At 56.3% G+C, this 23,681-nt stretch carries 21 protein-coding genes; 7 read left to right on the forward strand and 14 right to left on the reverse strand.

Annotated elements, in window-relative coordinates; genetic code table 11:
• Positions 1-90: 90 nt before the first annotated feature.
• The 3 genes from dld to AC5EFR_RS15620 all read right to left on the reverse strand — a co-directional run bounded on the left by dld (position 91) and on the right by AC5EFR_RS15620 (position 5,056).
• Complete coding sequence (gene dld / locus AC5EFR_RS15610) at positions 91-1,773, reverse strand: D-lactate dehydrogenase (protein WP_493576715.1); 1,683 nt, start codon at positions 1,771-1,773, stop codon at positions 91-93.
• A 14-nt stretch (positions 1,774-1,787) separates the two neighbouring features.
• Positions 1,788-3,866: a TRAP transporter large permease subunit gene (locus tag AC5EFR_RS15615; RefSeq protein ID WP_493576716.1), complete on the reverse strand. Its 2,079-nt coding sequence runs from the start codon at positions 3,864-3,866 to the stop codon at positions 1,788-1,790.
• Between the two features lie 137 nt (positions 3,867-4,003).
• Positions 4,004-5,056, reverse strand: coding sequence for a TRAP transporter substrate-binding protein (locus AC5EFR_RS15620; RefSeq protein ID WP_493576717.1), 1,053 nt, complete (start codon positions 5,054-5,056; stop codon positions 4,004-4,006).
• Positions 5,057-5,384: 328 nt separating this feature from the next.
• Here AC5EFR_RS15620 and AC5EFR_RS15625 point away from each other — a divergent pair, with 328 nt between their 5' ends.
• Positions 5,385-6,158, forward strand: coding sequence for a FadR/GntR family transcriptional regulator (locus tag AC5EFR_RS15625; protein ID WP_493576718.1), 774 nt, complete (start codon positions 5,385-5,387; stop codon positions 6,156-6,158).
• Positions 6,159-6,373: 215 nt separating this feature from the next.
• Here the strand turns inward: AC5EFR_RS15625 and repC are convergent, their stop codons facing one another.
• The 3 genes from repC to repA form a co-directional block, all read right to left on the reverse strand.
• Positions 6,374-7,570 carry a plasmid replication protein RepC gene (repC, locus tag AC5EFR_RS15630; RefSeq protein ID WP_493576719.1) on the reverse strand — a complete coding sequence of 399 codons (1,197 nt, stop codon included), beginning with the start codon at positions 7,568-7,570 and terminating at the stop codon, positions 6,374-6,376.
• Between the two features lie 198 nt (positions 7,571-7,768).
• Positions 7,769-8,803 carry a plasmid partitioning protein RepB gene (gene repB, locus AC5EFR_RS15635; RefSeq protein ID WP_493576720.1) on the reverse strand — a complete coding sequence of 345 codons (1,035 nt, stop codon included), beginning with the start codon at positions 8,801-8,803 and terminating at the stop codon, positions 7,769-7,771.
• Positions 8,793-9,983 (reverse strand): plasmid partitioning protein RepA, encoded by a 1,191-nt coding sequence (gene repA, locus AC5EFR_RS15640; protein WP_493576721.1) that lies wholly within the window; start codon positions 9,981-9,983, stop codon positions 8,793-8,795. Before repA ends, repB begins: the two co-directional genes overlap by 11 nt.
• Positions 9,984-10,103: 120 nt before the next feature.
• Between repA and AC5EFR_RS15645 the strand changes: the two genes are divergently transcribed.
• From AC5EFR_RS15645 to AC5EFR_RS15665, 5 genes are all read left to right on the forward strand, one after another.
• Entirely contained in the window at positions 10,104-10,262 is a 159-nt protein-coding gene (locus tag AC5EFR_RS15645) for a hypothetical protein (RefSeq protein WP_493576722.1), read from the forward strand.
• A 149-nt stretch (positions 10,263-10,411) separates the two neighbouring features.
• Entirely contained in the window at positions 10,412-11,476 is a 1,065-nt protein-coding gene (locus AC5EFR_RS15650) for an extracellular solute-binding protein (protein ID WP_299923601.1), read from the forward strand.
• 81 nt (positions 11,477-11,557) lie between these two features.
• Positions 11,558-12,658 carry an ABC transporter ATP-binding protein gene (locus tag AC5EFR_RS15655; protein ID WP_493576723.1) on the forward strand — a complete coding sequence of 367 codons (1,101 nt, stop codon included), beginning with the start codon at positions 11,558-11,560 and terminating at the stop codon, positions 12,656-12,658.
• Positions 12,659-13,516 (forward strand): ABC transporter permease, encoded by an 858-nt coding sequence (locus AC5EFR_RS15660; RefSeq protein WP_299923597.1) that lies wholly within the window; start codon positions 12,659-12,661, stop codon positions 13,514-13,516.
• A 12-nt stretch (positions 13,517-13,528) separates the two neighbouring features.
• Positions 13,529-14,383, forward strand: a complete 855-nt coding sequence (locus AC5EFR_RS15665; protein WP_299935136.1) for an ABC transporter permease — start codon at positions 13,529-13,531, stop codon at positions 14,381-14,383.
• A gap of 49 nt (positions 14,384-14,432) precedes the next feature.
• On the opposite strand, the gene AC5EFR_RS15670 is transcribed toward AC5EFR_RS15665, so the two are convergent.
• From AC5EFR_RS15670 to AC5EFR_RS15680, 3 genes are read right to left on the reverse strand one after another with little or no spacing between them, the layout of a single operon-like run.
• The gene (locus AC5EFR_RS15670) at positions 14,433-15,059 is read right to left on the reverse strand and encodes a GntR family transcriptional regulator (RefSeq protein WP_493576724.1); all 627 of its coding nucleotides are present in this window, start codon (positions 15,057-15,059) and stop codon (positions 14,433-14,435) included.
• A 31-nt stretch (positions 15,060-15,090) separates the two neighbouring features.
• Positions 15,091-16,257: an acetylornithine deacetylase gene (argE, locus tag AC5EFR_RS15675; protein WP_493576725.1), complete on the reverse strand. Its 1,167-nt coding sequence runs from the start codon at positions 16,255-16,257 to the stop codon at positions 15,091-15,093.
• Entirely contained in the window at positions 16,254-17,438 is a 1,185-nt protein-coding gene (locus AC5EFR_RS15680) for a M24 family metallopeptidase (RefSeq protein WP_493576726.1), read from the reverse strand. Before AC5EFR_RS15680 ends, argE begins: the two co-directional genes overlap by 4 nt.
• A gap of 159 nt (positions 17,439-17,597) precedes the next feature.
• Between AC5EFR_RS15680 and AC5EFR_RS15685 the strand changes: the two genes are divergently transcribed.
• Positions 17,598-18,971 carry an aspartate aminotransferase family protein gene (locus AC5EFR_RS15685; RefSeq protein ID WP_493576727.1) on the forward strand — a complete coding sequence of 458 codons (1,374 nt, stop codon included), beginning with the start codon at positions 17,598-17,600 and terminating at the stop codon, positions 18,969-18,971.
• A gap of 525 nt (positions 18,972-19,496) precedes the next feature.
• Here the strand turns inward: AC5EFR_RS15685 and AC5EFR_RS15690 are convergent.
• Genes AC5EFR_RS15690 through AC5EFR_RS15710 form a run of 5 tightly spaced genes read right to left on the reverse strand, consistent with a single transcriptional unit; the run spans position 19,497 to position 23,562 of the window.
• Positions 19,497-20,636, reverse strand: a complete 1,140-nt coding sequence (locus tag AC5EFR_RS15690; protein WP_493576728.1) for an alpha-D-ribose 1-methylphosphonate 5-triphosphate diphosphatase — start codon at positions 20,634-20,636, stop codon at positions 19,497-19,499.
• Between the two features lie 27 nt (positions 20,637-20,663).
• On the reverse strand, positions 20,664-21,248 hold the full coding sequence (gene phnN, locus AC5EFR_RS15695; protein WP_493576729.1) for a phosphonate metabolism protein/1,5-bisphosphokinase (PRPP-forming) PhnN: 585 nt from the start codon (positions 21,246-21,248) through the stop codon (positions 20,664-20,666).
• Positions 21,245-21,928 carry a phosphonate C-P lyase system protein PhnL gene (gene phnL / locus AC5EFR_RS15700; RefSeq protein ID WP_493576730.1) on the reverse strand — a complete coding sequence of 228 codons (684 nt, stop codon included), beginning with the start codon at positions 21,926-21,928 and terminating at the stop codon, positions 21,245-21,247. Before phnL ends, phnN begins: the two co-directional genes overlap by 4 nt.
• A gap of 3 nt (positions 21,929-21,931) precedes the next feature.
• Positions 21,932-22,702, reverse strand: a complete 771-nt coding sequence (gene phnK, locus AC5EFR_RS15705) for a phosphonate C-P lyase system protein PhnK (protein ID WP_493576731.1) — start codon at positions 22,700-22,702, stop codon at positions 21,932-21,934.
• Positions 22,699-23,562: an alpha-D-ribose 1-methylphosphonate 5-phosphate C-P-lyase PhnJ gene (locus AC5EFR_RS15710; protein ID WP_493576732.1), complete on the reverse strand. Its 864-nt coding sequence runs from the start codon at positions 23,560-23,562 to the stop codon at positions 22,699-22,701. Before AC5EFR_RS15710 ends, phnK begins: the two co-directional genes overlap by 4 nt.
• Positions 23,563-23,681 lie beyond the last annotated feature (119 nt).

Genomic DNA, 23,681 nt, shown 5'->3' on the forward strand with positions numbered 1-23,681 from the left:
CGCTATCAATATCTTGCTGAAGCCTGGCATTTGCGCGCTCCTGTTTTGTTTGAATTTGAGAGGGCCTAACCGGAGCTTCCGGTCAGGAGGTCACGTATAGTTTTTGTTGCGCGACATTTTCCCGATTCCGGGATTTAGGCTATTGGTCGGATCAACCGACTGATAAAATGCCGCCAGATCGGGCTTGGCTGGATAGAGATGCCCAACATTGTGTTCCGCGGGGTATTCCGCCCCGCGCTTGTCCAAAATCTCCAACATCGCCGCCTTGATCGCCTTGGGATCACTGCCTTTTTTGACGATGTAGTCCTGATGCAGAACATGGCACATGAAATGCCCGTAATAGAGCTTGCTGACCAGCTGATCGGCGATCTCGGCGGGCAGGTCCTCGAACCAATCCTCGTCATTGCGGCGTAGCGCGATATCCAGCGCAATGATGTCTTCGACCTCGCTGCGATGCACATTCATATACCGCACCGCCGCACCGGCGGCGGCAAAGCGCAACAACCCGGCCATTTTGGCCTCACGTTCATCGCATTCAAAGAAATCGAGCTGCCCTGCCCCAGCCATATCCGACAAAAGCGCCCGCGCTTCATCAATACCGCCATCACGCATTTTCAGGATCAGATGATGGGGAAAGGCATCACGATAGTCTCGCATCCGCGCCGGAACCACATCGGGCCAGAGACGCGCGGCAAATTGCATGAATTTGTCAGTGAAATTCGCCATGCCCGGCACCCGAGACAGCCGCGCATCCACCGAACCTTTGAGCGCAAAGAACATCGGCAAGCGATCGGTGCCAAGCTTGTCGATCATCACCATCGTGTCTTTGCCATAGACGTCCGACAGGTCAAACACATCCTCATGCAGGTACTCGGCGCTTACCGGAAGGGTGTCGAACCCCGCCAAAATCCGCCGTCGCAATGCGCCAAGCGCCGCCGTATCGCGTGAACCGATATAAAAGGTGCGCTCCTCGTCATTCTTGGCATAGGTGTCCAAGCGCACCGCAAATACCGCAAGCTTCCCGGCACAGCCCGCACTTTCATAGAGACGAGATTTGTCGGCATTGAACCGCGCCGGGGTGTCGGCCTCGATATTGCGCACACGCCGGGCGTAATCCGTGTCTGATGCACGGCGATTGCTATCTTCAACCGCGGCCGGATCATAGTCCCCGGATTGCAACCGCATTAGGATGTCTTCGGGTGTCTCGCCCAGATTGATCCCCAAATGATTGACCAGTTCAAGCCGCCCCTCGGCAGTGATCTGCGCATAGAGGGACAGTTCGGTATAGCTTGGCCCCCGTTCCACCAACGCCCCGCCGGAATTGTTGCACACGCCACCAACAACCGACGCCCCGATACAGGACGATCCGATCACCGAATGCGGTTGCCGCCCAAGCGGGGCAAGGATCTTTTCAAGGCGGAATAGGGTCGATCCGGGAAAGGAAATCACCTGATCCCCGCCTTTGATAACCTGAATATCATCCATGCGCCGGGTGTTGATCAAAACCACATCGCGGTCATAGCTGCCCTTTGGGGTCGACCCTTCGGTCAACCCGGTGTTGGCCGCCTGCATGATGACGATTTTATCCGCCGCCACACAGGCCTCAAGCACCTGCCATTGCTCCAACAAAGACCCCGGTTGCACCACCGCCAGCGCCTCACCTTCGCCAGATCGAAAGCCTTTGCGAAACCGCAGGGTCGCCTTGGCGTCGGTCATCACATGTTTGGTGCCGCAAATCTGAGTGAACCGTTTGATAAGGTCTTGATCTGTCATGGCGTCACCCTCCCCTAGTATGCGACCGAGGGCAACCATGTCGCCAGTGCAGGCCACAGGAAGACAAAGGCGAGGCCGGTGAGCTGAAGAAGCACAAAGGGAATGATGCCTTTGTAGATGTCAGTGAGCTTGATCTGCGGCGGGCACACCCCTTTGAGGTAGAAGAGCGCAAATCCAACCGGCGGGGTGAGGAACGAGGTTTGTAAGGTCACCGCCACAAGGATCACGAACCAGATCAACGCCGGTTCATCCATCGCACCAAAGCCCGGAATGTCGAGGCCGAGGCTGTTGATGATCGGACGCATCAGCGGCAGCACGATCAGGGTGATTTCGATCCAGTCGAGCACAAAGCCCAGCAAGAAGACGATGAACAGGATGATCAAAACGGTGCCATTGGGGCCAAGTCCGGTGCCAAGGATCATTTCCTCGATCAAGGCGTCGCCGCCGAGTTCGCGCAGCACATAGCTAAAGACCGTCGCCCCAAGGAAGATCGCAAAGATATAGGCGGTGGTGTTGAAGGTGGATTTCAGCACGTTGACCAGTTTTTGGAAGGTCAGCTTGCGGTATCCCAGCGCCAACAATGTTGCGCCCAAGGCCCCTACCCCACTGGCTTCGGTTGGTGTGGCCAAGCCGCCGAAAATCGACCCTAACACGGCCAAAATCAAGGCCAGAGTTGGCAGAACCGCGACCATCACGTCTTTGATCGCCGCCCAATCGGGGCGTTTTGCGCCTTCGGGAACCGGGGCGACGTCGCGTTTCACCAGGGCGATGACAAAGATATAGGTCAGGTAGAGCACACCGATGATCACACCGGGGAACACGGCGGCCATGAAAAGGTCACCGACACTAAGCGCCATCTGGTCCGCCATGATCACCAACATGATCGACGGAGGGATCAAGATGCCCAAGGTCCCCGATGCCGACACCACACCCGCCGCGAGGCTGGGCGAATATTTTTGCTCCATCATCGAGGGCAGACTCAGCACGCCCAACAAAACCACCGACGCACCGATAATCCCGGTCGACGCCGCAAGGATAATCCCGATCAATGTCACTGTGATCGCCAGACCACCGCGCACCGTGCCAAACAACCGCTGCATCGCGCTCATCAGACGTTCGGCAACCCCGGATTCATCAAGCATCAGCCCCATGAAAATGAACATCGGGAGCGCGACAAGAACCGCGTTCGACATCGTCGAATAGACCCGGTTCACCACCGCGCCAAGCGTAAGGTAATCCAAACCGGTCAGGGTCTCTTCCAACCCGGTCCAATTCATCATGCCGTTGTCAAAGAGATAGGCCAAACCGCAATAGGCCACGCCAACTCCGGCCAATGTCCAAGCCACTGGAAACCCGGTGAACAGCAGTGCGATAAAGGTCAGGAACATCGCGATGACAAGCTTTTCCTCGGTCGTATGCACAAGGAAGGTCAGCGCCGTCGCCACCACGCCAAAGCCAATCAACGCCCAAAGGATCAAGCGCAGATCCTTGCCCTGACGTTCGTCTTCGTAATTCGTCATAATCGCATGCCCGTCATGGATCAGGCGCGCCAATGCCGCCACAGCCAGCAACACAAAGCTCGCTGGAATAACCGCCTTGAGCGCCCAGCGACCCGGCAATCCGGTCGGGCTATCACTGCGTTCATTCACCCGCCAGCTTTCGTAGAAATAATCCCAACCCTGATCGACCATCAGATAGATAAACGGCACCAAAAGCGCCAAAATCCCAATGATTTCAATAACACGCTGCGCCCGGCGGCTTAGCTGCATATGCAGGATATCAACACGCACATGGCTGTCGGTGACCATCGCATAAGAAATGCCGATCATCGTGACCAGCCCGTAGAAATGCCACTGAATCTCATCCAGCTTCGGATAGTTCTGGTTGAACAGGTAGCGCATCGCCACCTGACCAACGATCGCAGCGATCAACAATACATTGGCCCACATGACCACATTGCCGATGCCTTTGACCGTCTTGTCCAGCGCCACGGCAATCTCTTGCGTGTCACGCTCCTCGTGTTCGAGGATATGCTCATAAACATCGACCGGATCGGTCATGTCCACAGCGTTCTGATGCGTATCTTGGGCCATCGTCTCCTCCTCAGAAGTTGGCAAAATGACAAAGGGGGGCAGGAAGGGAGGTGAGCGACCTTTAAGATCGCTCTAAAAATGGGGCGGCGGCCAAAAGCAAGGGAGCCGCCCCAGTGTTGCGCAAGTCGTCGAGAAACTTACTTGCGCGGGAGGAAGGCGTTTTCTTTCCAGACGGCGTAACCGCCACGGAATTCATTCATGTCCGCCAGAACCTTGGCAAAAAACGCATCGCCATCGGCTTCTTCTTTGGCCACGTCTTCCCAAGTTGTGCGGAAGGTCGACAGCATTTCATCGTTCCACTGTTTGATCTGAACACCGTTGTTTTCAACGTTGTCGATCAAAGCCGCGTGTTGGATCGCTTCACCTTCGGCAAAGCTGTCGGTCATGGATGCTTTACAGGCGTTTTCGATGATTGCTTTGTGCTGATCGCTTGCGCCGTTCCATACGTCTTTGTTGACCATAAGTTCAAACACGGTCGCCTGCTGGTGCCAGCCGGGGAAGTAGTTGAACTTGACCAGTTTGTGGAAGCCAAGACGCGCATCAATCGCCGGCATCGAGAATTCGGTCGCGTCAATCGCGCCTTTTTCCAACGCAGGGAAGATTTCACCACCGGGCAAAAGCGATGTCGCAACACCCAGCTTCTGCATGACTTTGCCACCAAGGCCAAAGAAGCGCATTTTCAAACCGTCGAGGTCTTCGGGGGTGTTGATCTCTTTTGCGAACCAACCCGAGGTTTCCGGTGCGATGATCGCGCAGGGCATGACCTTCACGTTGTAACCGGCTTGGTCGTACATCTCTTGATAAAGCGTCATGCCGTTGCCGTAGTAGAGCCATGCCATGTATTCGCCCGCCTCTGGGCCAAATGGTACCGCGCTGAACAACGGAGCCGCCGGGATTTTGCCCGCCCAGTAACCCGCAGTGGTGTAACCGGAATTGATCTTGCCCGACGACACGGCGTCAAGGATCTCGAACGGCTTTACCAGTTTGCCGGGCTCATAGACTTTCATCTTCAATGTGCCGCCGGACATCAGGTCCAGCTGTTCGGCAACGCGTGGGATGGGCGATCCGAGACCGGGCAGTGAGGTCGAGAATGCGATGGGTGTTTTCAACAATAGCTTGTCGGCAGCCATAGCGGCCGGTGCGGTCAAGATCGACGCGGCGACGGCCAGCGTGGTCAGGGTCTTTTTCATGATGTCTCCTCCAGAATGTCTCATGTCCGCTGTTCAACACTCGGTACACAGCGGCATGCATCGGTAAATATTATTGACCATCGAACCTGGTCAACAACTTTCTTTACCACTGCGAGCGGTTGCTGGCCGGGTTGACTGGCATGTCCCCCCTGCCCTTTTGTCAGTGGGTTTTTCACCTAGAAATGCGAATAGTGAGCAAAAACAGCGATCTATACCGCTAACAGCGTCTCCGTAGTTTTGGGTATTTCGCCCTTGCCAAAATGGGGGTCAGTGGTAAAGAATACAGACAACTACTTTTTTGTGTTAACCCTCAAATCCGAGTGTCGAGATGTCAGATACAAGCCCGTTTGACCCCGTTGGCCACGAATCAATCGCCGATGCGGTGGTCGACCAGATCGAATCAATGATCGTTGACGGCATCCTCAAAGAGGGGCGCAAACTGCCATCTGAACGAGAGTTGGCCGAAGCGATGGGCGTGTCGCGGCCAAAACTGCGCGAGGCATTGCAAACGCTGGAATCACGGGGATTGGTCACGGTTCGTCATGGTGAAGGGAGCTTTATCGCGTCTCTCACGGGGCGGGCCATGTCCCCTGCCCTTCTGGCGCTTTATGCCCGTCATGGCCGCGCCTTTTACGACTATCTCGAATACCGCCGCGAACAAGAAGGCTTTGCCGCCCGCATCGCAGCCCAGCGTGCCACATCTTCGGACAAGGAACGCCTGACTGAAATTATCACCGAGATGCAATCGGCTTGGGAAAACGACGACCTCGACGCCAGCCAAGAAGCCGATCTTCGGTTACATGTCGCTGTCGTTGACGCGAGTCAGAACACGACCTTGATCCATATGATGGCCTCTGTTTACGACCTGACTCGCCAGGGTGTGTTTTACAATCGCAAGTTCCTGCGCACCATGGACGGCACTGGTGAGCGGTTGTTGCAGCAACACAAAGACATTGTCGACGCGATCTTGGACGGAGATGCGGAACGAGCCGAGCAGGCTGCGCGCGTTCATATGGATTTCGTCGAAGAAAGCTTTCGCATTGGCGAGGATCAAAAAGCCCGTGAAGAGCGCGCCGCAAAACGTCGGAAGCTATCGGGTTAAAATCCCCCTCTCTGGCCGGTCGGGTTGGTAGGGCGTTCTTCATTCTTCCCCAAGGGGCCGCTTTCTTGAGCTTGAGTCTTGGTCCCGAGTATGGCGCTGCTCTTTCTGGTTCGTGCTCAGACCCATTTCCAACGAAACCGCTGAGAGCCTCAAAAAGTTGACAGCTGTCAACTTTCCTAACTCAGAACCGTAAGCCTCTAAAAAGTTGACAGCTGTCAACTTTTTGCAAAGCCGTCGCGATTGAGCAAAGACATCACCATCGGCCCCGGCGAGAATTTCCCAAGGGCTGCTTTTTGAGTCAAACTCCGAAGATACCCGCCGGGATTTTTGATCTCGTCAATGCGCTGCAACATACCGGCCACCACGGTCGCCGCACAGTCCGGACCCATTGCTCTTGTCGCGTCTGACCAGGTGGAATTATTGATCCCCATCATACCCCGCACCACTTGCGCCACGTCATATAGTCCGTTCCAGTGGCGAATTGGATCGCGTGCGTAAGGATGAATATCAGGGCAGGCTTTCAGAACCAACGACAGAGGAATTCTTAAATCTGCGACTGGTTTCTGTTCTTGCGTGTTTTGGTTTTGCGATTTGGTTGCAATATCTCCCATTTCATTGGTCTGTTCAGATTCAAGAGTATTAGGTTTTGAACTCTGTATGTGCCGCTCATTTTGACTGTCATAGCCGCTCATTTCTTGCGTTTCCGAAAGCACATCCTGGACTTTGATCAGAAGGTTTTCCACGTCCTGATGCAGCACCCCAAGCAATGACAGGTCAAGTTTGCGACGGCCGCGGCGTTGCAGCAAAGCAAGCCGATCAAAGATTTCATCCCAATTCGCGTCGATTCCTTCGGCACGACCAAATTCAGCGAGTTTAAGAGCGTCACGTTTTTTTAAAACAATCAATTCGCGCAATTCTTTCCGACGAGCGGCATCTTCCTCAGCAGCACGACAAGCGCCGCTGATCTCGGCGGCGCGGACGAGCAGGGGGCGTAGATCAAACCCAAAGGCTTGGGCAATGTCGCCACTCTGGTTGCGTCTCACGTATCGTTTGCCGTTGGGGCTATCACGGCGAACAATCAAACCCGCTTTGACCAAGGATGCCACATGCCGGCGCAATGTGCTTTCGGCCATGCCATGGGCGCGGTCAGCCAGCGTCCGGTTTGATGGAAAAACCGTTGTTTGATCCGCCTCGTCCAGCGTTTTTCCCGGGAGAAATGTGAGGAGGGCGTTGAGAACGGTTAAGTCACGGTCGCTGACATTGAACGCCAACCGCGCTGTGCAGAGCTGTCGAAACAATTGCCATTTGTCAGTTCGCGGAATTGCTGCAGGTTGACGGGCCGCCTGCGCGGATTTGATCAAGCCAGCCGTGACCGGCCGCTGCCCAAAGGGCGTCGTTGAATGATAGGTCATAAATTTTCACAAAGCGCAAAAATCTGGCCGCCCAAGGGCGTTCGGCAGTTGACAGCCGTACTAAGAAAGACCTAGATTCGTAATTGTCTAGAGAACGAATGGGCCTTCTGGGATTTATCTCCTGGGGGGCTCTTTCTTTTTAGGGCGCTACCTGTGCCTCCTGTGATTTATCTTTTCTGCTCAGTACCTTAGCCAATTTTATTCGGCTTTATCTTCCGCGGATTGGCTTACCCAACCTTGGTAGATGTCTTGGAGTTGATCGACCAACCAGTCACCGAACTTGTCGTCGCCGGTGCGCGGTAAAGTCAGAACCACCTCGGATTCTTTGTGCAATGCCTTGGCAATCTCAAAGCCATTGGCGCTTGTGATATGGGTTGTTTTCCCGCGCGGGGTAGGGGGCTTTTTGACCTCTGTCCCGAGACCGACACCACAGGCCTTAAGCGCCGCCTCAAACCGTTCCGGGGAAGGGCGATCACCGGCAAGGGTGACAACGGCGCTGGCGACCTGCTTGGGGTCGATAAAGATCTCTTCCATTTGATCGGCCAAAACCGCCCAACGGTCCCGCCCAACTCCGGGCGCGGACCCGACCACTTGGATCACATCAAGGCCAACGCGGTCGACAATAGAAAACATGCGGGAAATCAACGTCTTGTCGATCGAAAGGGCGTCACAGATCACCTTGCGTTTGTACCCGGCCTCGCGCATTTGAAAGGCAAAGTTGCACTTTTCAATAAAGGTCAGATCACGCCGGGCCGAGTTCTCCTGACCCTGGGCCATGACCAAGGCGTCGTCATCGAGATCACGGACCAAAGCTTTGACCGGTAAACCCAAATCACGCAGGGCCAAGACCCGGCGACGGCCGTAGACAATTTGGTAGGAATTCTCTTTTTCGGGATGGGGGCGCACGAGAACCGGCACCTGTTGGCCGTATTCCCGCATACTTTCCATCAAAGCCTGATGCTCATCCTCTTGATGTTCAAGCCGGTCTTTCAGACCGCCATCCTTGATGTCGAAGGGGTCAATTTCGATAACCGAGCGGCTTTTAAGCTGAGCTATAGATTGGCTTACAGCCCCAATCGCCCCGGTCGAACGACGGGGGCGGGCGGGATCAAATTGATCAGTGTCTTTACCGCCATCACGCGCAGACGGGGGCGGGGAGGGGGCAGGCGACTGTGGGGGGTCGGATTTCGCCGCCTCTTCCATCAACCCTTGAAGTAGGTTTTTACGTGCCATCTTTGCGCCCCCATGCCTCTTGCATCAGACCAGCGATTTCATCATTCACCGCATTGATCGATTCAATCGCACGCTCATAAGTGGTGCGGGTGAATTGCGATTTTTCGACCTCGTACAGGGTTTGTTTGGTGATGCCCGCATCGGAAATAGCCGTGGATTTCAACACGGTATTGTTCAGAACATGTTCCCCGAACATCGAGCGCATGAAAGAGACCATCTGATTTTGCGGCCCATCCCCCGGCTCGTAACGGGTGACAACATAGCGAAGCCAATCGTAGGACATATCCCCGCCGGCTTCGGCGACGACGCCAAGCAGGTTTGAGGTCATCAAAAGGAATTGGCACATCGACATCACATCGAGCATTTGCGGATGCACGGTGACCAATACCGCGGTCGCGGCGGACAAGGCCGACATGGTGAGAAAGCCGAGTTGAGGCGGGCAATCCATGACAACAACGTCATAGTCATCTTCGACCGAAGCGAGCGCTTCGCCAACGCGGGTGAAGAACAGGTTGCCTTGATGGGTGACAATGGCGCGCGGCGTTTCGTGTTCAAATTCCATCAGGTCGAGATTGCCAGGGACAATATCGAGATTGGTGAAATAGGTCTTTTGGATGATGTCGCGCATCGGCACGGGATCATCATAGCGGATCGCATCATAAAGCGTCCCGCCATCAACCAGGTCAAATTCCGGTTGGAACCCATGCAGCGCCGAAAAGCTGGCTTGGGGGTCGAGGTCGATCGCCAAGACGCGATAGCCATCAAGCGCCAGTTTCTGGGCCAGATGCGCCGAGGTTGTGGTTTTGCCGGAGCCACCCTTGAAGTTGATGACGGTGATCACCTGAAGCTTGTCGCTTGCGCGGCGACCGGGAAGATAGGTGCCGGGTGATTTCGCCCCTTGTTCGAGCAACACGCGCAGCGCCTGAATATCATCAGGGGAATAATAGCGCCGCCCACCGGCCCGGATTTCCGGTTGGGGGCCACGCCCTTCGAGATGTAACTTGCGCAAATAGGCGTCTTTGACCCCGAGCAGCGTCGCGACCTCACCGGAGGTGAAGGTTCGCAGCGTTCGCTGCGCGTTTGGGGGGAAAAGCTGTGCCCGATGCGCCTGCAAGCGTTCGGATAGTTTTTGCGCATGATCCCCGACAAGAGTATCAATACGACGGGTTTCGTCCTTCATCTGCCCACCACCTTGCCCCAGTTTTTTGGGGTCTCGTTAGGAGCCTCGCGGCGGTTTCATCCGGGGTTAACCAGATCAAAGTTACGCTGCTTGGCGTTTAATTCACTTTTCTCCGTAAATATGTCGCGCAAAATTACGATTCTGGCAAGAGGTTTTCCACAGGCAGGTGGTGCGGCTGTTTTGGGGTGGCCTATGCCGATGGTGGCGGTTCACGCGGTGGGGACGATGGAGATCGTCGCAGCGATGACCGGATATTGTACCAGTTTTCAGGTGATTTAGGGTCTATTTCTGTCGGAAACCTGGAGGCAGGAGCCAAAATGTACAATTTGAAACTTTCATGACGGGCTCTGAAACAATTTGACCAAAAGATAAAACCGCCGCAAACTGGCCCCCTAAGATCATTAGAAATCTTAACAGGGATGCAAAACATGAAACAACACGTGGTTATGCTGTCGACTGCCGCTGTGATCGCCATTTCGGCGGGGGCGGCCTCTGCTGATACATTGCGGCTTTTGACATGGGGTGGCTATGCGCCCGAGGATGTCGTCGCCAAATTTGAAGAACAGACCGGTCACACCGTTGAAGTGACCAAATCCAACAACGAAGAAATGATCGCCAAGCTGCGCGCCACCGGCGGCGGCGGGTTTGACCTTGCGCAGCCGAGCCAAGACCGGATTGCCGGTCCGCAGGCCGAGTTTGGCATTTACAAGCCAATGGATTTGTCCAAGCTCAACGCCGATCTGTTTATCCCGTCTCTGATGCTGGCCACTCAGGCCAACACCACCGTGGACGGTGAGGTTTACGGCGTGCCGCATGTCTGGGGCACAAGCGGTTTGGTTGTCGACACCAAGATGGCGCCGATGGTCAAGGATTACACCGATCTGTGTAGCCCCGACGTGGCGGGCAAGGTGTCTTATCGTCTGAAACGTCCGACGCTGATCGGCTTTGCCTATTCGATGGGTCTTGATCCCTTTGCCGCTTATGGCGACGAAGCCGCTTATACCGAGATCATGGGTCAGGTTGAGGCCAAGTTGATCGAATGTAAGGCCGGCGTCAAAACCTATTGGGGTGGTGGCGATGAGCTGATGGGCCTGCTGCGCTCGGGTGAAGTTGTGGCGTCGATGGCTTGGGATACCGGCGGTTGGAAGCTTAACGCCGACAAGCCGGACATCACATTTGTTGCGCCTGCGGCTGGGGCCTTGGGTTGGGTCGACACATTTGTCTTGCCCGCCAAAGGCAAAGCGGATGACGCGGCCTATGAGTGGATCAACTTTGTGATGCAGCCGGAAATCTCGGCGATGATCACCGCCGCCGCCGGTAACTTTACTGCGTCGCAAGGCGCCGATGAGTTTGCCTCGGACGATCTCAAAGCCCGCTATCAGGCCAGCTTCCCACAGGAAGCCATCGACAACATCAAATGGTATCCACCGGTTCCTGCCGGTCTAGAAGCCATCGAAGGTGGTGTTTTGGATCGCGTTAAAGCGGCCAAATAAACCCATATGTTGTGAACAATGCGCCCGTCACCCTTGGCGGGCGCGTTTGTATTGCCCGAACGACAAACCCGAAAGACCGGAATGACCCCTGACTTGCACTGCTCCGCGCTAACCAAACGGTTTGGCGACACCACCGCTGTTGATGATGTGTCCTTTTCGGTGCCGCCGGGATCGTTCTTTTCCATCCTAGGGCCGTCGGGCTGTGGCAAGACCACGATCATGCGGATGATTGCCGGATTTCTTGAGCCAAGCGACGGCGATATTCAGATCAAGGGCAAGTCGGTTTTAAACGTGCCGCCCAACAAACGGCCGGTGAATATGGTGTTTCAACACCTCGCTCTCTTCCCGATGATGAATATCGAAGAGAATATCGGCTATGGTCTGCGCCGTGCAGGCCTTCCCAAAGGTGAAATCACCACCAAGGTTGGTGAGGCGTTGGAGCGGATCGGCCTTCCGGGGATCGGCAAGCGCAAGGTAGATGAGCTTTCGGGCGGGCAAAAACAGCGGGTGGCGATTGCCCGGTGTATGGTTCTTGAGCCGGATGTTTTGCTTTTGGACGAACCGCTTGGCGCGCTTGATCTGAAACTGCGCGAGCGGATGAAGGTCGAACTCAAGTCACTCCAAGCCGCCTTTGACACCACCTTTGTGTATATCACCCACGACCAATCCGAAGCGCTTGTGATGTCGGACAATATTGCCGTCATGAACGAGGGCCGCTTTGAACAAATGGGCAGCGCACGCGACTTGTATTATCGCCCCGACACCGCCTTTGTGGCCGGGTTTGTTGGCGACAGCAATCGCTGGCAAGGGCGGGTAACGCGGATCGAAGGCGGTCACGTCGAAGTTCAAAGCGAAACCGGCCTGACCCTGCGCGGCGCAAGCCATGGCCGGGCCTTGCAAACCGGGGACATGGCCCAAGCCTTTGTACGCCCCGAAGCCATTCGTATCGCCCATGGCACCGATGAATTGGCCAGTTTTGACACCACAATCACCGGGCAGGTCACATCGCTTTTGTTCAACGGCGCCGCCAGCCGCGTCTTGGTGCAAGGCGAAGCGGGCCACGAAGCTATCGAAGTCAACCTTCCGCAATCGGGAGAGTTTGCCAATCTCGCCAAGGGCGACACGGTGCATATCGGGTGGTCGAGCGATCAGGCCAATGTCTTTGCCGCGGGGGGGCTTTGAATGCGGCGCGAGGCGAAACTTGGGCTTGCTCTCTTGCTGACACCTTTGGCGCTGTGGCTGTCATTGTTGATTTTCATCCCGCATATCGACCTATTCCTCGTGTCGCTGCGCGAACGGGTCGGGGTTGGCAAATACGAGCTGAGCTTTGCTAACTATCTGACATTTTTCAATGAACCGCTCTATCTTTGGACGTTCATGCGCACCGCCGTCATGTCGATCCTTGCCACGATGCTGACGCTTCTGATCGCTTTTCCGGTGAGCTATTACATTGCCAAAATGGTCAAAGGCCGGATGCAAGCGGCGCTTTTCCTGCTGTGTCTTGTGCCGTTTTGGGTGTCGGAATTGGTGCGGACCTTTGGCTGGATGATCTTGTTGCGCGAAACCGGGATTATTTCCAACGTTTTGCAATACACGGGCCTCGCCTCTGGTCCGGTTGAGATGCTCTATAACGATGCGGCGATCATGGTTGGGCTGGTTTATACGTCGATGTTGTTCATGGTGGTGCCGCTTGTCACAACGCTTGAAAGCCTCTCGGATGAGGTGGTCGAAGCGGGTTATGACCTTGGCGGCAATGGGGTGAGCGTTTTGCGCGAAATCATCATTCCCCATGCGATGCCGGGCATCGTGTCGGGCTGTATTGTTGTGTTCATGCTTTGCCTTGGCAACTACCTGACGCCGACCATGTTGGGCGGCAAGGAAAGCCTCTGGTTCACCGAGCTGATCTATTCACAATTCATCGTGCGGTTTAACTGGGAACTTGGCGCGGCCTTTGGGTTCATGCTTTTGATCCTGTCGTCGCTGATCGTCTGGGGGATGCTGCGGCTCACCGGGCAATCGCTTGAAAAGACAATGGGTTAAGGGGAGGCCGATATGATACCATCTATTCCGCAGCCCAAGGTTTTGACCATCGGCTATGCCGCCTATGTCACTCTATTCTTTGTGTTTCTGGCGCTGCCGCTGATTGTTGTGGCGAGCTTTGCCTTTAACGATAGCCAATTTCCGTCGCTGCCCTGGGAAGGGTTTACGTGGAACTGGTTCTTTGGCGATGAGCGTCCGATGATCGGCGTGTTCCACGAACGATCTATCCTGCGCGCGATTGGCACATCGGTCTTTGTGGCGGTGGGTGTGTCGGCGCTGTCGGTGGCGGTTGGCCTATCGAATGCCTTTCTGTTTAACCGCTATACGTTTCGCGGGCAGGGGGTTTTGTATGTGCTGATGCTGTTGCCGCTGGTTATTCCGGGCATCGTGTTGGGAATTTCCATTCTTGTGGCCTCAAGCCGGGTGGCCAATGGGCTATGGGACGGGTTTCGTTGGGATGTTGAGGCGCTCCGACCCGGTTTGACGCTGGTTATTCTGGGGCAGTTTTCCTTTATCACCACCATTGCGACGCTGGTGATCGGCGCGCGGTTGCAGAAATTCGACCGGACCTTGGAAGAGGCGGCGTTGAATTTGGGCGCGGGCAAGTTAACGGCCATTCGCACCATCACTTTGCCCTATCTGGCCCCGGCGATGATCGGTGCTTTTGTGGTGGCGTTTTTGATGAGCTTTGAGAATTTCAACACCACGTTGATGTTGGTTGGCTCGGACGCGCCGTTGACCATTGCGATGTTCGATCGTCTCAAAGAGGGCTCAACGCCGCTTTTGAATGCGGTGTCACTTTTGTTGATGTTGGGGTCGAGCTGTCTGGCGCTGGTGATGATCTTTTTCCAGAAACGCGGACGCTAGGTTTTGTGACAAATCTCGGCCATCGGTGTTGCGTTTGCGGGTGGCGGAGTCAGACCCCGTGGCGGTGTAAGCGCTCGAAGCTCATAGAAATATGGGCGCTTTGCAGTTGCGCGACGGCGTTTAAATCCCTGGCCTGAAGGGCGAGGCGCACGGCCTCCAGCTCGTGTTGGAAGATCTTGTATTCTTGATCAAGGTCCAAGCGGGCGGCGATGGCGGCCTGATGCCAGATGCGTTTGGTCTGAAAATACAGCCGTTCCAAAGTGTCGCGCAGCGGAGCGTTGGCGGTCAACCCGAGCAAAAGCTGAAACACATCCATGTCAAAGCGGGTGAAATCGGCGGCGGTGCCCGATTTGATGATGGCCTCACCACGCGTGATCATTGCGTCTAAGTCGGCCATAAAGGCGGTATCGGGCATGACCGGATCAAGTCGCCCGATCATCGCGGTCAGTTCGACCCGAAGGCGATAGACCTGAGCCAATTCGCGGGCATTGGCATCGGTGACAAGGGTGCCAACACCATGTTGGGATTGAACAAGTCCTTCGTCCTCAAGCCGAGCCAGAACCCGGCGCAATGGTGTGCGGCTGGTGCCAAATTCTTCGGCCAAGGCCGTTTCCGAAAGCCGCATGCCGGGCGGATAGGCCAACAGGCAAATCCGTTGCCGGATTTCACGGTGCATGGCCGCGTGTCGTTGGCCAAGAGGCGATGGGTCAGCCGTCATTCAATTTGGGTCCCAAACGATCCAACATGGTGAGGCATTGCGCCAATTGATCTTCGGCGAGAAATTCGTCAGCCTTGTGGGCCTGCTCGATCGAGCCGGGGCCACAGACCACAACATCCATGCCGAGGGCCTGAAAAATACCGGCTTCTGTACCGAACGCAACCAAGTCTGCCCCGTTGGCCCCGGTGAGCTCTTGCACGATCTGACGGGCTTCGTTGCTTTGCGTCGGGACAAGACCGGCAACCTCACCGATGGTTTCAAGCTCTATCCGCGCGTCTGGAAAAACGGCGCGCATTTGGGGGAGAAGGTCGTTTTCACACAGGCTTTTCAGGGCGGTTTTGACGAAATCCGCGTCCGAAGTTTGGACGGGCCGCATTTCCCAATCGACCTGCGCGCGCGAGGCAATGACATTATGCGCCGATCCACCATGTAACGCACCGGTGTTGAGGGTCGTCCAAGGCGGTTCAAACCGGCTTGTGGAGGGGGCCATGGCGCGCAGCTGGTCTTTGAGTTCCAAAAGTCGCGCCACGTAGCGCACCGCCATTTCCACCGCATTCACCCCAAGGTCTGGGGCAGAGCCATGCCCCTCAAGCCCATGAAAATGCGTTGAATATTCATAACACCCCTTGTGGCCTTCGATGATGCGCATCTGGGTGGGTTCTCCAATGATCGCAGCGCTTGGGGTGAGGCCCCGCGCGGTCAATGTCTCGGCCAGATGTTTGGCCCCGAAACAGCCGATTTCTTCGTCATAGGTAAAGGCGAAATGCAGGGGGCGGGTCGTGGTCTGAGCGGCAAACTGTGGGGCCAAAGCCAAGGTCGCGGCGATAAATCCCTTCATATCGCAGGTGCCACGCCCAAAAAGCCGCCCGTCTTTTTCGACCATCTCAAACGGATTCGTCGACCAGTTTTGATCGGTGACGGGCACCACATCGGAATGCCCGGACAAAACAATTCCGCCATCCTGATCCGGCCCAAGCGTGGCAAAAAGATTGGCCTTGCCGCCACAGGGCGCAGTGATCACATCAACCCGCGCGCCGGCGTCGCGCAATAGGATGGCCATATAGTCGATCATCGCCAGATTGCTGTCGGTGGACACCGTGGGAAAGGCGATTAAATCGCGTAGGATCGCCTTGGTCCGCGCCAGCGCCCCGGTCATGGTTTCACAAAGAGCTTGCGGTCAATGTTGCATAGGGGTTCCGCCGCCCCGGTTTCGGTGATCAAGATGGTTTCCGTGGTTTCCAAGCCCCATGTGTCCATCCACAGGGCTGGCATGAAGTGAAACACCATGCCCGGTTGCAAAACGGTGGTATCTTCGCTGCGGATCGAGGCGCTGCGCTCGCCCCAGTCGGGCGGGTAGCTTAGCCCGATGGGATAGCCACATCGACCTTCGCGTTTGATCCCGTGTTTTTCCAATGTGCCAATAAAGGCATTGGCAATGTCACAGGTGCGGTTTCCGGCGCGAGCGGCTTCAAGCCCGGCGGAGATGCCTTCGAGTTGGGCCGCCTCGGCGTCCAACATCTCTTGGGGCGGGGTGCCAAGGTAGATGGTTCGACACAATGGCGCGTGATAGCGGCGATAACAGCCCGAAAGCTCGAAAAATGTCGCCTCACCACTGCGCATCGGGGTGCCATCCCATGTGAGATGCGCCGCCGTGGCATCAAGGCCGGATGGGGTCAGCGGCACAATCGCCGGATAATCGCCCCAAATGTCATCGACCCCGGTGATCCCGGCGTGGAAAATATCGGCGACAAGGTCGTTTTTACGTACCCCCGGTTCGGCCCGCTCAAGCGCAACCTGCATAACCTTTTCCGAGATGCGCGCCGCTTTGCGGATAAAGTCGATCTCGGGTGCGGATTTGACAAGACGTTGCCAATTGACCAAGGCGGTGGCGTCTTTGAAGGTGGCATTGGGGAGTTCATGGGTGAGCACCGCATGGGCCTTGGCGGAGTAGTAATAATTCTCCATCTCAACGCCGATGCGCGCGCCGTATTGGCCCAAGGCACTGATATGTCCGGCTAAATCCTGCATCGGGTGGCGGTCTGTGGATTGCACGTAATTGTCCGCATAGCCGTGAATATTGTCGGGGCTGATCCAGCAGGTCCGCCCGGCACCAATACTATCCATATGGCGCCCCCACCAGATCGGTTCCCCCTCAAGGCCGAGTAAAACGCCCTGATGCACATAAAAGGACCAGCCGTCGTAGCCCGTTAACCAGGCTTGGTTGGAGGGGTCAGTAACAAACAAAAGGTCAAGGCCGGCTTTGATCATCGCGGTGCGGGTGAGGGCGATCCGACGGTCATATTCGGCGCGGTCAAATGGGGCGTTTGAGTTGGTCATGAACGTGTTTTCCCAAGGTATGACAGGTTGTGATGTGTACAACGAGGAATTTCTATTGGCGTATGCCAGAAAATTGTGACCAATATCGCCGGTAAATCAAGTGATTCACCGACTTGTTGTGTACAAATACGACAGGCGCGCCAAAAATAGGACGACATGATGCTTAGAAATGACCAATTGGACAGTTGGGACCGCGAGAATTTCTTTCACCCGTCAACGCATCTTGCCCAACATGCGCGCGGCGAAAGCCCGTCGCGGGTGATCAAAACCGCGCAAGGTGTTCATATTGAGGATCGGGATGGCAATCGGCTGCTGGATGCCTTTGCTGGGCTGTATTGCGTCAATGTCGGCTATGGCCGCCCCGAAATTGCCGAGGCGATTGCCGATCAGGCGCGCGAGCTTGCCTATTATCATTCCTATGTCGGCCACGGCACCGAGGCGTCGATCACCCTATCCAAGATGATTTTGGACCGCGCCCCGGCCAATATGTCCAAGGTTTATTTTGGGTTAGGCGGATCGGATGCCAATGAAACCAACGTGAAATTGGTTTGGTATTACAACAATATCCTTGGCCGTCCCGAAAAGAAAAAGATCATCTCGCGCTGGCGCGGCTATCACGGCTCTGGCCTTGTCACCGGGTCGCTAACCGGGCTTGAGCTTTTTCACAAAAAGTTTGATTTGCCGGTGGATCAGGTGATCCATACCGATGCGCCCTATTATTTCCGCCGCGCTGAGCAAGGCCAAAGCGAAGCGGAATTTGTCGCGCGATGTGTGGCCAGTTTGGAAGAGCTGATCGCGCGTGAAGGCGCAGATAAGATTGCGGCGTTTATTGGTGAACCCGTCCTTGGTACCGGGGGGATTGTGCCTCCGCCCGAAGGGTATTGGCCCGCGATCCAAGCGGTGTTGAAAAAGCACGACATTTTGTTGATTGCCGATGAGGTTGTCACAGGATTTGGACGTTTAGGAACAATGTTTGGGTCCGATCACTATGGGATCGAGGCGGATATTATCACCATCGCCAAGGGATTGACCTCGGCCTATGCGCCTTTGTCCGGGTCGATTATTTCGGATAAAGTGTGGAAGGTTTTGGAGCAAGGCACCGATGAAAACGGCCCGATTGGCCATGGGTGGACCTATTCGGCGCATCCCATCGGGGCGGCGGCAGGAGTAGCGAACCTGAAGCTGATTGACGACTTGAAGCTTGTCGAAAATGCCGGAACGGTTGGGGCCTATCTCAATAGCGCCATGGCGGATGCCTTGGCCGATCACCCCAATGTCGGCGATGTCCGCGGCGAGGGGATGCTTTGTGCGGTGGAGTTTGTAAAGGATCGTGATGGGCAGCTGTTCTTTGATGCGGCGGACAAAATCGGCCCGCAGATCGCCGCCAAGATGTTGGAGCAGGACAAAGTGATTGCGCGGGCGATGCCACAGGGCGACATTTTGGGATTTGCGCCGCCATTCTGCCTGAGCCGTGACGAGGCCGATCAGGTGGTGGCCGCTACCAAACGGGCGGTGACGGCGGTTTTGGGGTAACGTTTCTGATGTGTTGAGAGGCCTGGGCATATGCCCAATGAGAAGAGCGAGGGGGAACACCCCACGCTCTTTGAATGCCACTCTGTTGGGTAAGCTGGCCGATTTGTGCCGCGGTCCCCTCCGATGAGCGCCTGGTGAACCAAGTGACGGTACCCTTCTTAGTGGACGATATGACATTGCGTTTCTAAGAAAGGTTGCTGAGAATGCAACTTGCGACACAACGCAATCTAGAGCAGAGGAGTGCTCTTGGGTTCGCTGATGGGGCGACCCCGTCGCAGGGTTGGCCCCCATTGCTCGAAGCGCCTGCACCGCTGGACGATGATACGGCGGCGCTTTTTCAGGGCCCTTGATCATCAAATGGCCGAGACCCGTCACGGGATGGCGCAATTGCTTGACTACCACGAGCAAAAATTTGGTGCGCCGCTGTTCGGTTGATTGACTCAGCGCCGTCATCCAGTGTCTGCGGCATCCAAGCTCATGGTGAGACCCTATGTTTGGCGGCCGCGATCGACGCCGGAGGCTCCGCTATCCCACTTGCCGACCGTGACACCAGACGCCGCGCACAACGGGGGTGCCTTGAATTCGGGTGATGCGCACCAAATCGGCATGCAAACCGGGGGCGATGCGGCCGCGATCTGTTAGACCTACGGCGCGGGCCGGGGTTGCGGTGACTGTGGCAATGGCGCGGGGCAGATCATCCCAGAGGTCGGCCAGCAAGAACGCCGAAGTCATCAGCGCCGAGGGCACATAATCCGAGGAAATGATATCGAGAAAACCCAGCTCCGCCAAGTCAGAGGCCGCGACATTGCCAGAGTGTGACCCGCCGCGGATCAGGTTAGGGGCCCCCATCATCACCTTGATATCATGGTCATGGCAAGCACCGGCCGCTTCGACAGTGGTTGGAAATTCGGCCAATTTGATTCCATGCGCGGCGCTGGTGACCACATGGTCGGCGGTGGTGTCGTCATGGCTTGCCAAAACGGCACCATAGCGCGCGGCCTCTGCCACGGCGGCGGCTTCGTGTTGATCGCCATGGGTGTCGCGAAGGGTTTTGAGACGGGTGACGTGATCGTCAAAATCCGCATCCGACATGCTATGTTTGTTTTGGATATAGGTCTTGAGCTTTGAGAGATCGCGGAACTGACGCTGGCCGGGGGTGTGATCCATCAGACTGACAATACCGACGCGATCCTTGGGGCCGAACTCGGCCATTTCTTCGACAAGCGTTTGCGAACACACCTCGGCGCGCAGATGCAAATAGTGGTTGATGCGCAAGGCCCCGGCGGCGCGCAGCTCCCACAACTCGGAGGCTAGGGCGCGGGCGTATTTCGGATACGATCCCTTGCCCTCAGGGATCGAGCCAATGCGCATGGCATCAAACACCGTGGTCACACCGACCGAGGCCAATTCGCCATCATGGGCAAGAATGGCCGCAGCATGGGGCCAATCGACCTTGGGACGTGGTTGAATATGACGTTCGAGATTGTCGGTGTGCAACTCGATCAAGCCGGGGATGAGCGTATCACCTTCAAGATCAATCGCCCCGGTTGGAACGGTTTTTCCGGGGATAACCTCGGCGATATGCCCGTCGCGAATGACCAGACCGGCGCGGATCACTTCGGTGTCGAGAACGACATTTGCATTGGCAAGGATTACATCAATCATCGGTATCTCTCTTGTTCCGGCCAAAGCCTATGACACGCGTGTGTCACACATATGTGACGGACTAGGATTGTCGGGTACGGCGGTGCGCATCGCGGCCAACATGGCCGTTTTTGCCAGATCCAACGTTGTGGAATTGTCGATTGTTGTCACCTTGAGCCCGGCCGGAAGTGGCAAGCGCGCCCGTTCCAGACGTTGGGCGATCTCGGATTGGGATTCACGACGACGGGCCCGCAACCGTTGTTCCAAAATGGTGTCGCTGGCGGTGATGTGTAGCACATGCATCTGGGGAAAGGACTTTGCGGCCTCCAATAGCATCGCGCGCGATCCGTTGAACAAGACCAGTTTCCCTTGCGCTAAATCCTGATGCAGGGTTGAGGGGATTCCGTAGCGCAGCCCATGGGCCTGCCAATGCAGGGCAAAATCGCCAGCGTTTAACCGGGCAGTGAACTCTGCCTCGCTCACCCCCTCAAATTCTTCACCGCCCGCGTCAGAGGGGCGGGTGATCACCCGGCGGATCAGTGTGATACCGGGCATTTCGGCCTGAACGGCGCGCATCAGGGTGTCTTTGCCAACCCCGGACGGGCCGACAACGGCGAATAAAACCCCGGTCATGCCGCCACATCCGGAGTAAAGGCCGAAACGTTGATATCGCGATCCGCGACATGGGTTCGGGCCTCGTGATCGTGAAAGATACCGATGATGGCGGCCCCGCGGGCCTTGGCCTCGTCGATCAGAGCAAGAACCGTGGCGCGGTTGGTGGCGTCGAGGCTTGCCGTGGGTTCATCAAGCAGCAGTGCCGGATAGGTATGGGCAAAGCCACGGGCGATGTTGACGCGTTGTTGTTCGCCACCCGAAAAAGTGGTTGGCGACAGCGACCACAGGGTTTGCGGGATGTTGAGACGCGTCAAAAGTTCGCTGGCGCGGGCGCGTGCCACATCGCGATCGACGCCAAGCGCCAAAAGTGGTTCGGCCACCACATCCAGCGTAGGAACACGCGGCACAACACGCAGGAATTGGCTCACATAGCCCAAGGTGTCGCGGCGCAGAGTTAGAATATCGCGGGGCAGGGCGCGGGTGATGTCGATGTCCTTGACATAAATTGCGCCAGAGGCGGCAAGGTAATTGCCATAGATCATACGCATCAGGGTCGATTTTCCGGCCCCGGAATCGCCGGTAAGCGCCACGCATTCACCGGGTTTAACAGTAAGGTTTGCGCCTTCCATCACCCGGATCGTGGCCCCGCCTTGGTTATGAAGGGTGAAGGTTTTGGAGACATTTTCAACGCGGATCATCGGTTACACCTGCAAGATCGAGGATACGAGGAGTTGGGTATAGGCGTGTTGCGGGTCATCGAGCACCTGATCTGTCAGACCGGTTTCCACCACATGGCCCGATTTCATCACCATCAAGCGATCAGCCAAAAGCCGCACAACAGCGAGGTCATGGGTGACGATAATCGCCGACAGCCCCATTTCACGCACCAGAGAGCGCAACAAATCAAGAAGACGCGCCTGAACCGACACATCAAGCCCGCCGGTGGGTTCGTCCATGAAAACAAGGCGCGGTCCGGTCACCAAATTGCGGGCAATTTGCAAGCGTTGCTGCATGCCGCCGGAAAAGGCGGAGGGGCGATCATCGACACGGTCGGCGGCGATCTCGACCCGGCCAATCCAATCAATTGCCTGCTCGCGAATATCACCGTAATGACGCGCCCCAACGGCCATCAGCCGTTCGCCAACATTGCCCCCCGCTGAGACCGACATGCGCAGCCCGTCGCGCGGGTTTTGATGGACGAAGGCCCAGTCGGTGCGCGATAGCATCCGGCGTTCCGGCTCGCTCATCTTGCGGGTATCGCGGGGGCCATCGGTGCGGGTGTCAAAGAGGACTTCGCCGCGATCCGGATCAAGATGACCGGCAAGGCAATTGAGCAGGGTCGATTTTCCCGAGCCAGATTCCCCGACGATGCCAAGGACTTCGCCGGGGTATAGGTCAAAGCCTACATCGGTACACCCGATGCGGCGGCCATAGGATTTATGCAGGTCACGAACAGATAGCAGCGGGGTCATGCGGCATCCTCGGTCGGGGACAGGCGGCCGCGGTGGCCCTGAGCCTGTCGGTTTGAACAAAAATCGGTGTCCGAACAGACGAACATGCGGCTACCGACGTCATCGGTGATCACCTCGTCAAGGTAGCTGTCGGTGGCCCCGCAGAGATCGCAATCGGCGTTGGCTTTGCTTGGATCAAAGGGGTGGTCATCAAAGTCGAGACTGACGACCTTGGTGTAGGGCGGGATGGCATAGATGCGCTGTTCACGCCCGGCACCAAACAGTTGAATCGCGGCGGATTCCAGTTTGGGATTGTCAAATTTCGGGATTGGCGACGGGTCCATCACATAGCGATCCTCGACCTTGACGGGATAGGCATAGGCGGTTGCAATTTGACCGTGACGCGCGATGTCTTCGTAGAGCTTCACATGCATGAGCCCGTATTCTTCGAGACTGTGCATCTTGCGGGTCTCGGTCTCGCGCGGTTCGAGGAACCGCAGTGGTTCGGGGATTGGCACTTGATAGACAAGAATCTGATCCTCGCGCAACGGTTCTTCGGGGATGCGGTGGCGGGTTTGGATCACCGAAGCCTTGGCGGTTGCTTCGGTTGTGGCGATTTGCGCGGTGCGCTCAAAGAACTTGCGGATCGACACCGCATTGGTGGTGTCATCGGCGCCTTGGTCAATGACTTTGAGCTGATCTTCTGGGGTCAGACAGGCGGCGGTGACCTGTACACCACCGGTGCCCCAGCCATAAGGCATCGGCATTTCGCGGCTGGCAAAGGGCACCTGATACCCGGGGATGGCCACACCTTTGAGAATGGCACGGCGGATCATCCGTTTGGTCTGTTCATCGAGGTAAGCGAAGTTATAGTCAGACATGGTAAGTTCCAACTGCACAAGAGAGGTTGTTTTGGGCGAGAAAACTTTGTTCTCTCTGTTCGGGTTTTTGTTTGTGATTGTTTTGGGCGTCTTTCTCAGACAAAACCTGCGGGCTAAGA

The organism is Pelagimonas sp. (genome assembly GCF_058892305.1).

Bases quoted from the DNA above. Each gene is read 5' to 3' on its own strand.
- dld (WP_493576715.1), bottom strand. From the start codon at position 1,773: ATGACAGATCAAGACCTTATCAAACGGTTCACTCAGATTTGCGGCACC.
- AC5EFR_RS15660 (WP_299923597.1), top strand. From the start codon at position 12,659: ATGCGGCGCGAGGCGAAACTTGGGCTTGCTCTCTTGCTGACACCTTTG.
- AC5EFR_RS15650 (WP_299923601.1), top strand. From the start codon at position 10,412: ATGAAACAACACGTGGTTATGCTGTCGACTGCCGCTGTGATCGCCATT.
- argE (WP_493576725.1), bottom strand. From the start codon at position 16,257: ATGACCGGGGCGCTGGCGCGGACCAAGGCGATCCTACGCGATTTAATC.
- AC5EFR_RS15625 (WP_493576718.1), top strand. From the start codon at position 5,385: ATGTCAGATACAAGCCCGTTTGACCCCGTTGGCCACGAATCAATCGCC.
- AC5EFR_RS15670 (WP_493576724.1), bottom strand. From the start codon at position 15,059: ATGCACCGTGAAATCCGGCAACGGATTTGCCTGTTGGCCTATCCGCCC.
- AC5EFR_RS15690 (WP_493576728.1), bottom strand. From the start codon at position 20,636: ATGATTGATGTAATCCTTGCCAATGCAAATGTCGTTCTCGACACCGAA.
- AC5EFR_RS15615 (WP_493576716.1), bottom strand. From the start codon at position 3,866: ATGGCCCAAGATACGCATCAGAACGCTGTGGACATGACCGATCCGGTC.
- AC5EFR_RS15620 (WP_493576717.1), bottom strand. From the start codon at position 5,056: ATGAAAAAGACCCTGACCACGCTGGCCGTCGCCGCGTCGATCTTGACC.
- AC5EFR_RS15685 (WP_493576727.1), top strand. From the start codon at position 17,598: ATGCTTAGAAATGACCAATTGGACAGTTGGGACCGCGAGAATTTCTTT.
- AC5EFR_RS15710 (WP_493576732.1), bottom strand. From the start codon at position 23,562: ATGTCTGACTATAACTTCGCTTACCTCGATGAACAGACCAAACGGATG.
- repA (WP_493576721.1), bottom strand. From the start codon at position 9,983: ATGAAGGACGAAACCCGTCGTATTGATACTCTTGTCGGGGATCATGCG.
- AC5EFR_RS15655 (WP_493576723.1), top strand. From the start codon at position 11,558: ATGACCCCTGACTTGCACTGCTCCGCGCTAACCAAACGGTTTGGCGAC.
- AC5EFR_RS15665 (WP_299935136.1), top strand. From the start codon at position 13,529: ATGATACCATCTATTCCGCAGCCCAAGGTTTTGACCATCGGCTATGCC.
- phnN (WP_493576729.1), bottom strand. From the start codon at position 21,248: ATGACCGGGGTTTTATTCGCCGTTGTCGGCCCGTCCGGGGTTGGCAAA.
- phnK (WP_493576731.1), bottom strand. From the start codon at position 22,702: ATGACCCCGCTGCTATCTGTTCGTGACCTGCATAAATCCTATGGCCGC.
- AC5EFR_RS15680 (WP_493576726.1), bottom strand. From the start codon at position 17,438: ATGACCAACTCAAACGCCCCATTTGACCGCGCCGAATATGACCGTCGG.
- repC (WP_493576719.1), bottom strand. From the start codon at position 7,570: ATGACCTATCATTCAACGACGCCCTTTGGGCAGCGGCCGGTCACGGCT.
- repB (WP_493576720.1), bottom strand. From the start codon at position 8,803: ATGGCACGTAAAAACCTACTTCAAGGGTTGATGGAAGAGGCGGCGAAA.
- AC5EFR_RS15645 (WP_493576722.1), top strand. From the start codon at position 10,104: ATGTCGCGCAAAATTACGATTCTGGCAAGAGGTTTTCCACAGGCAGGT.
- phnL (WP_493576730.1), bottom strand. From the start codon at position 21,928: ATGATCCGCGTTGAAAATGTCTCCAAAACCTTCACCCTTCATAACCAA.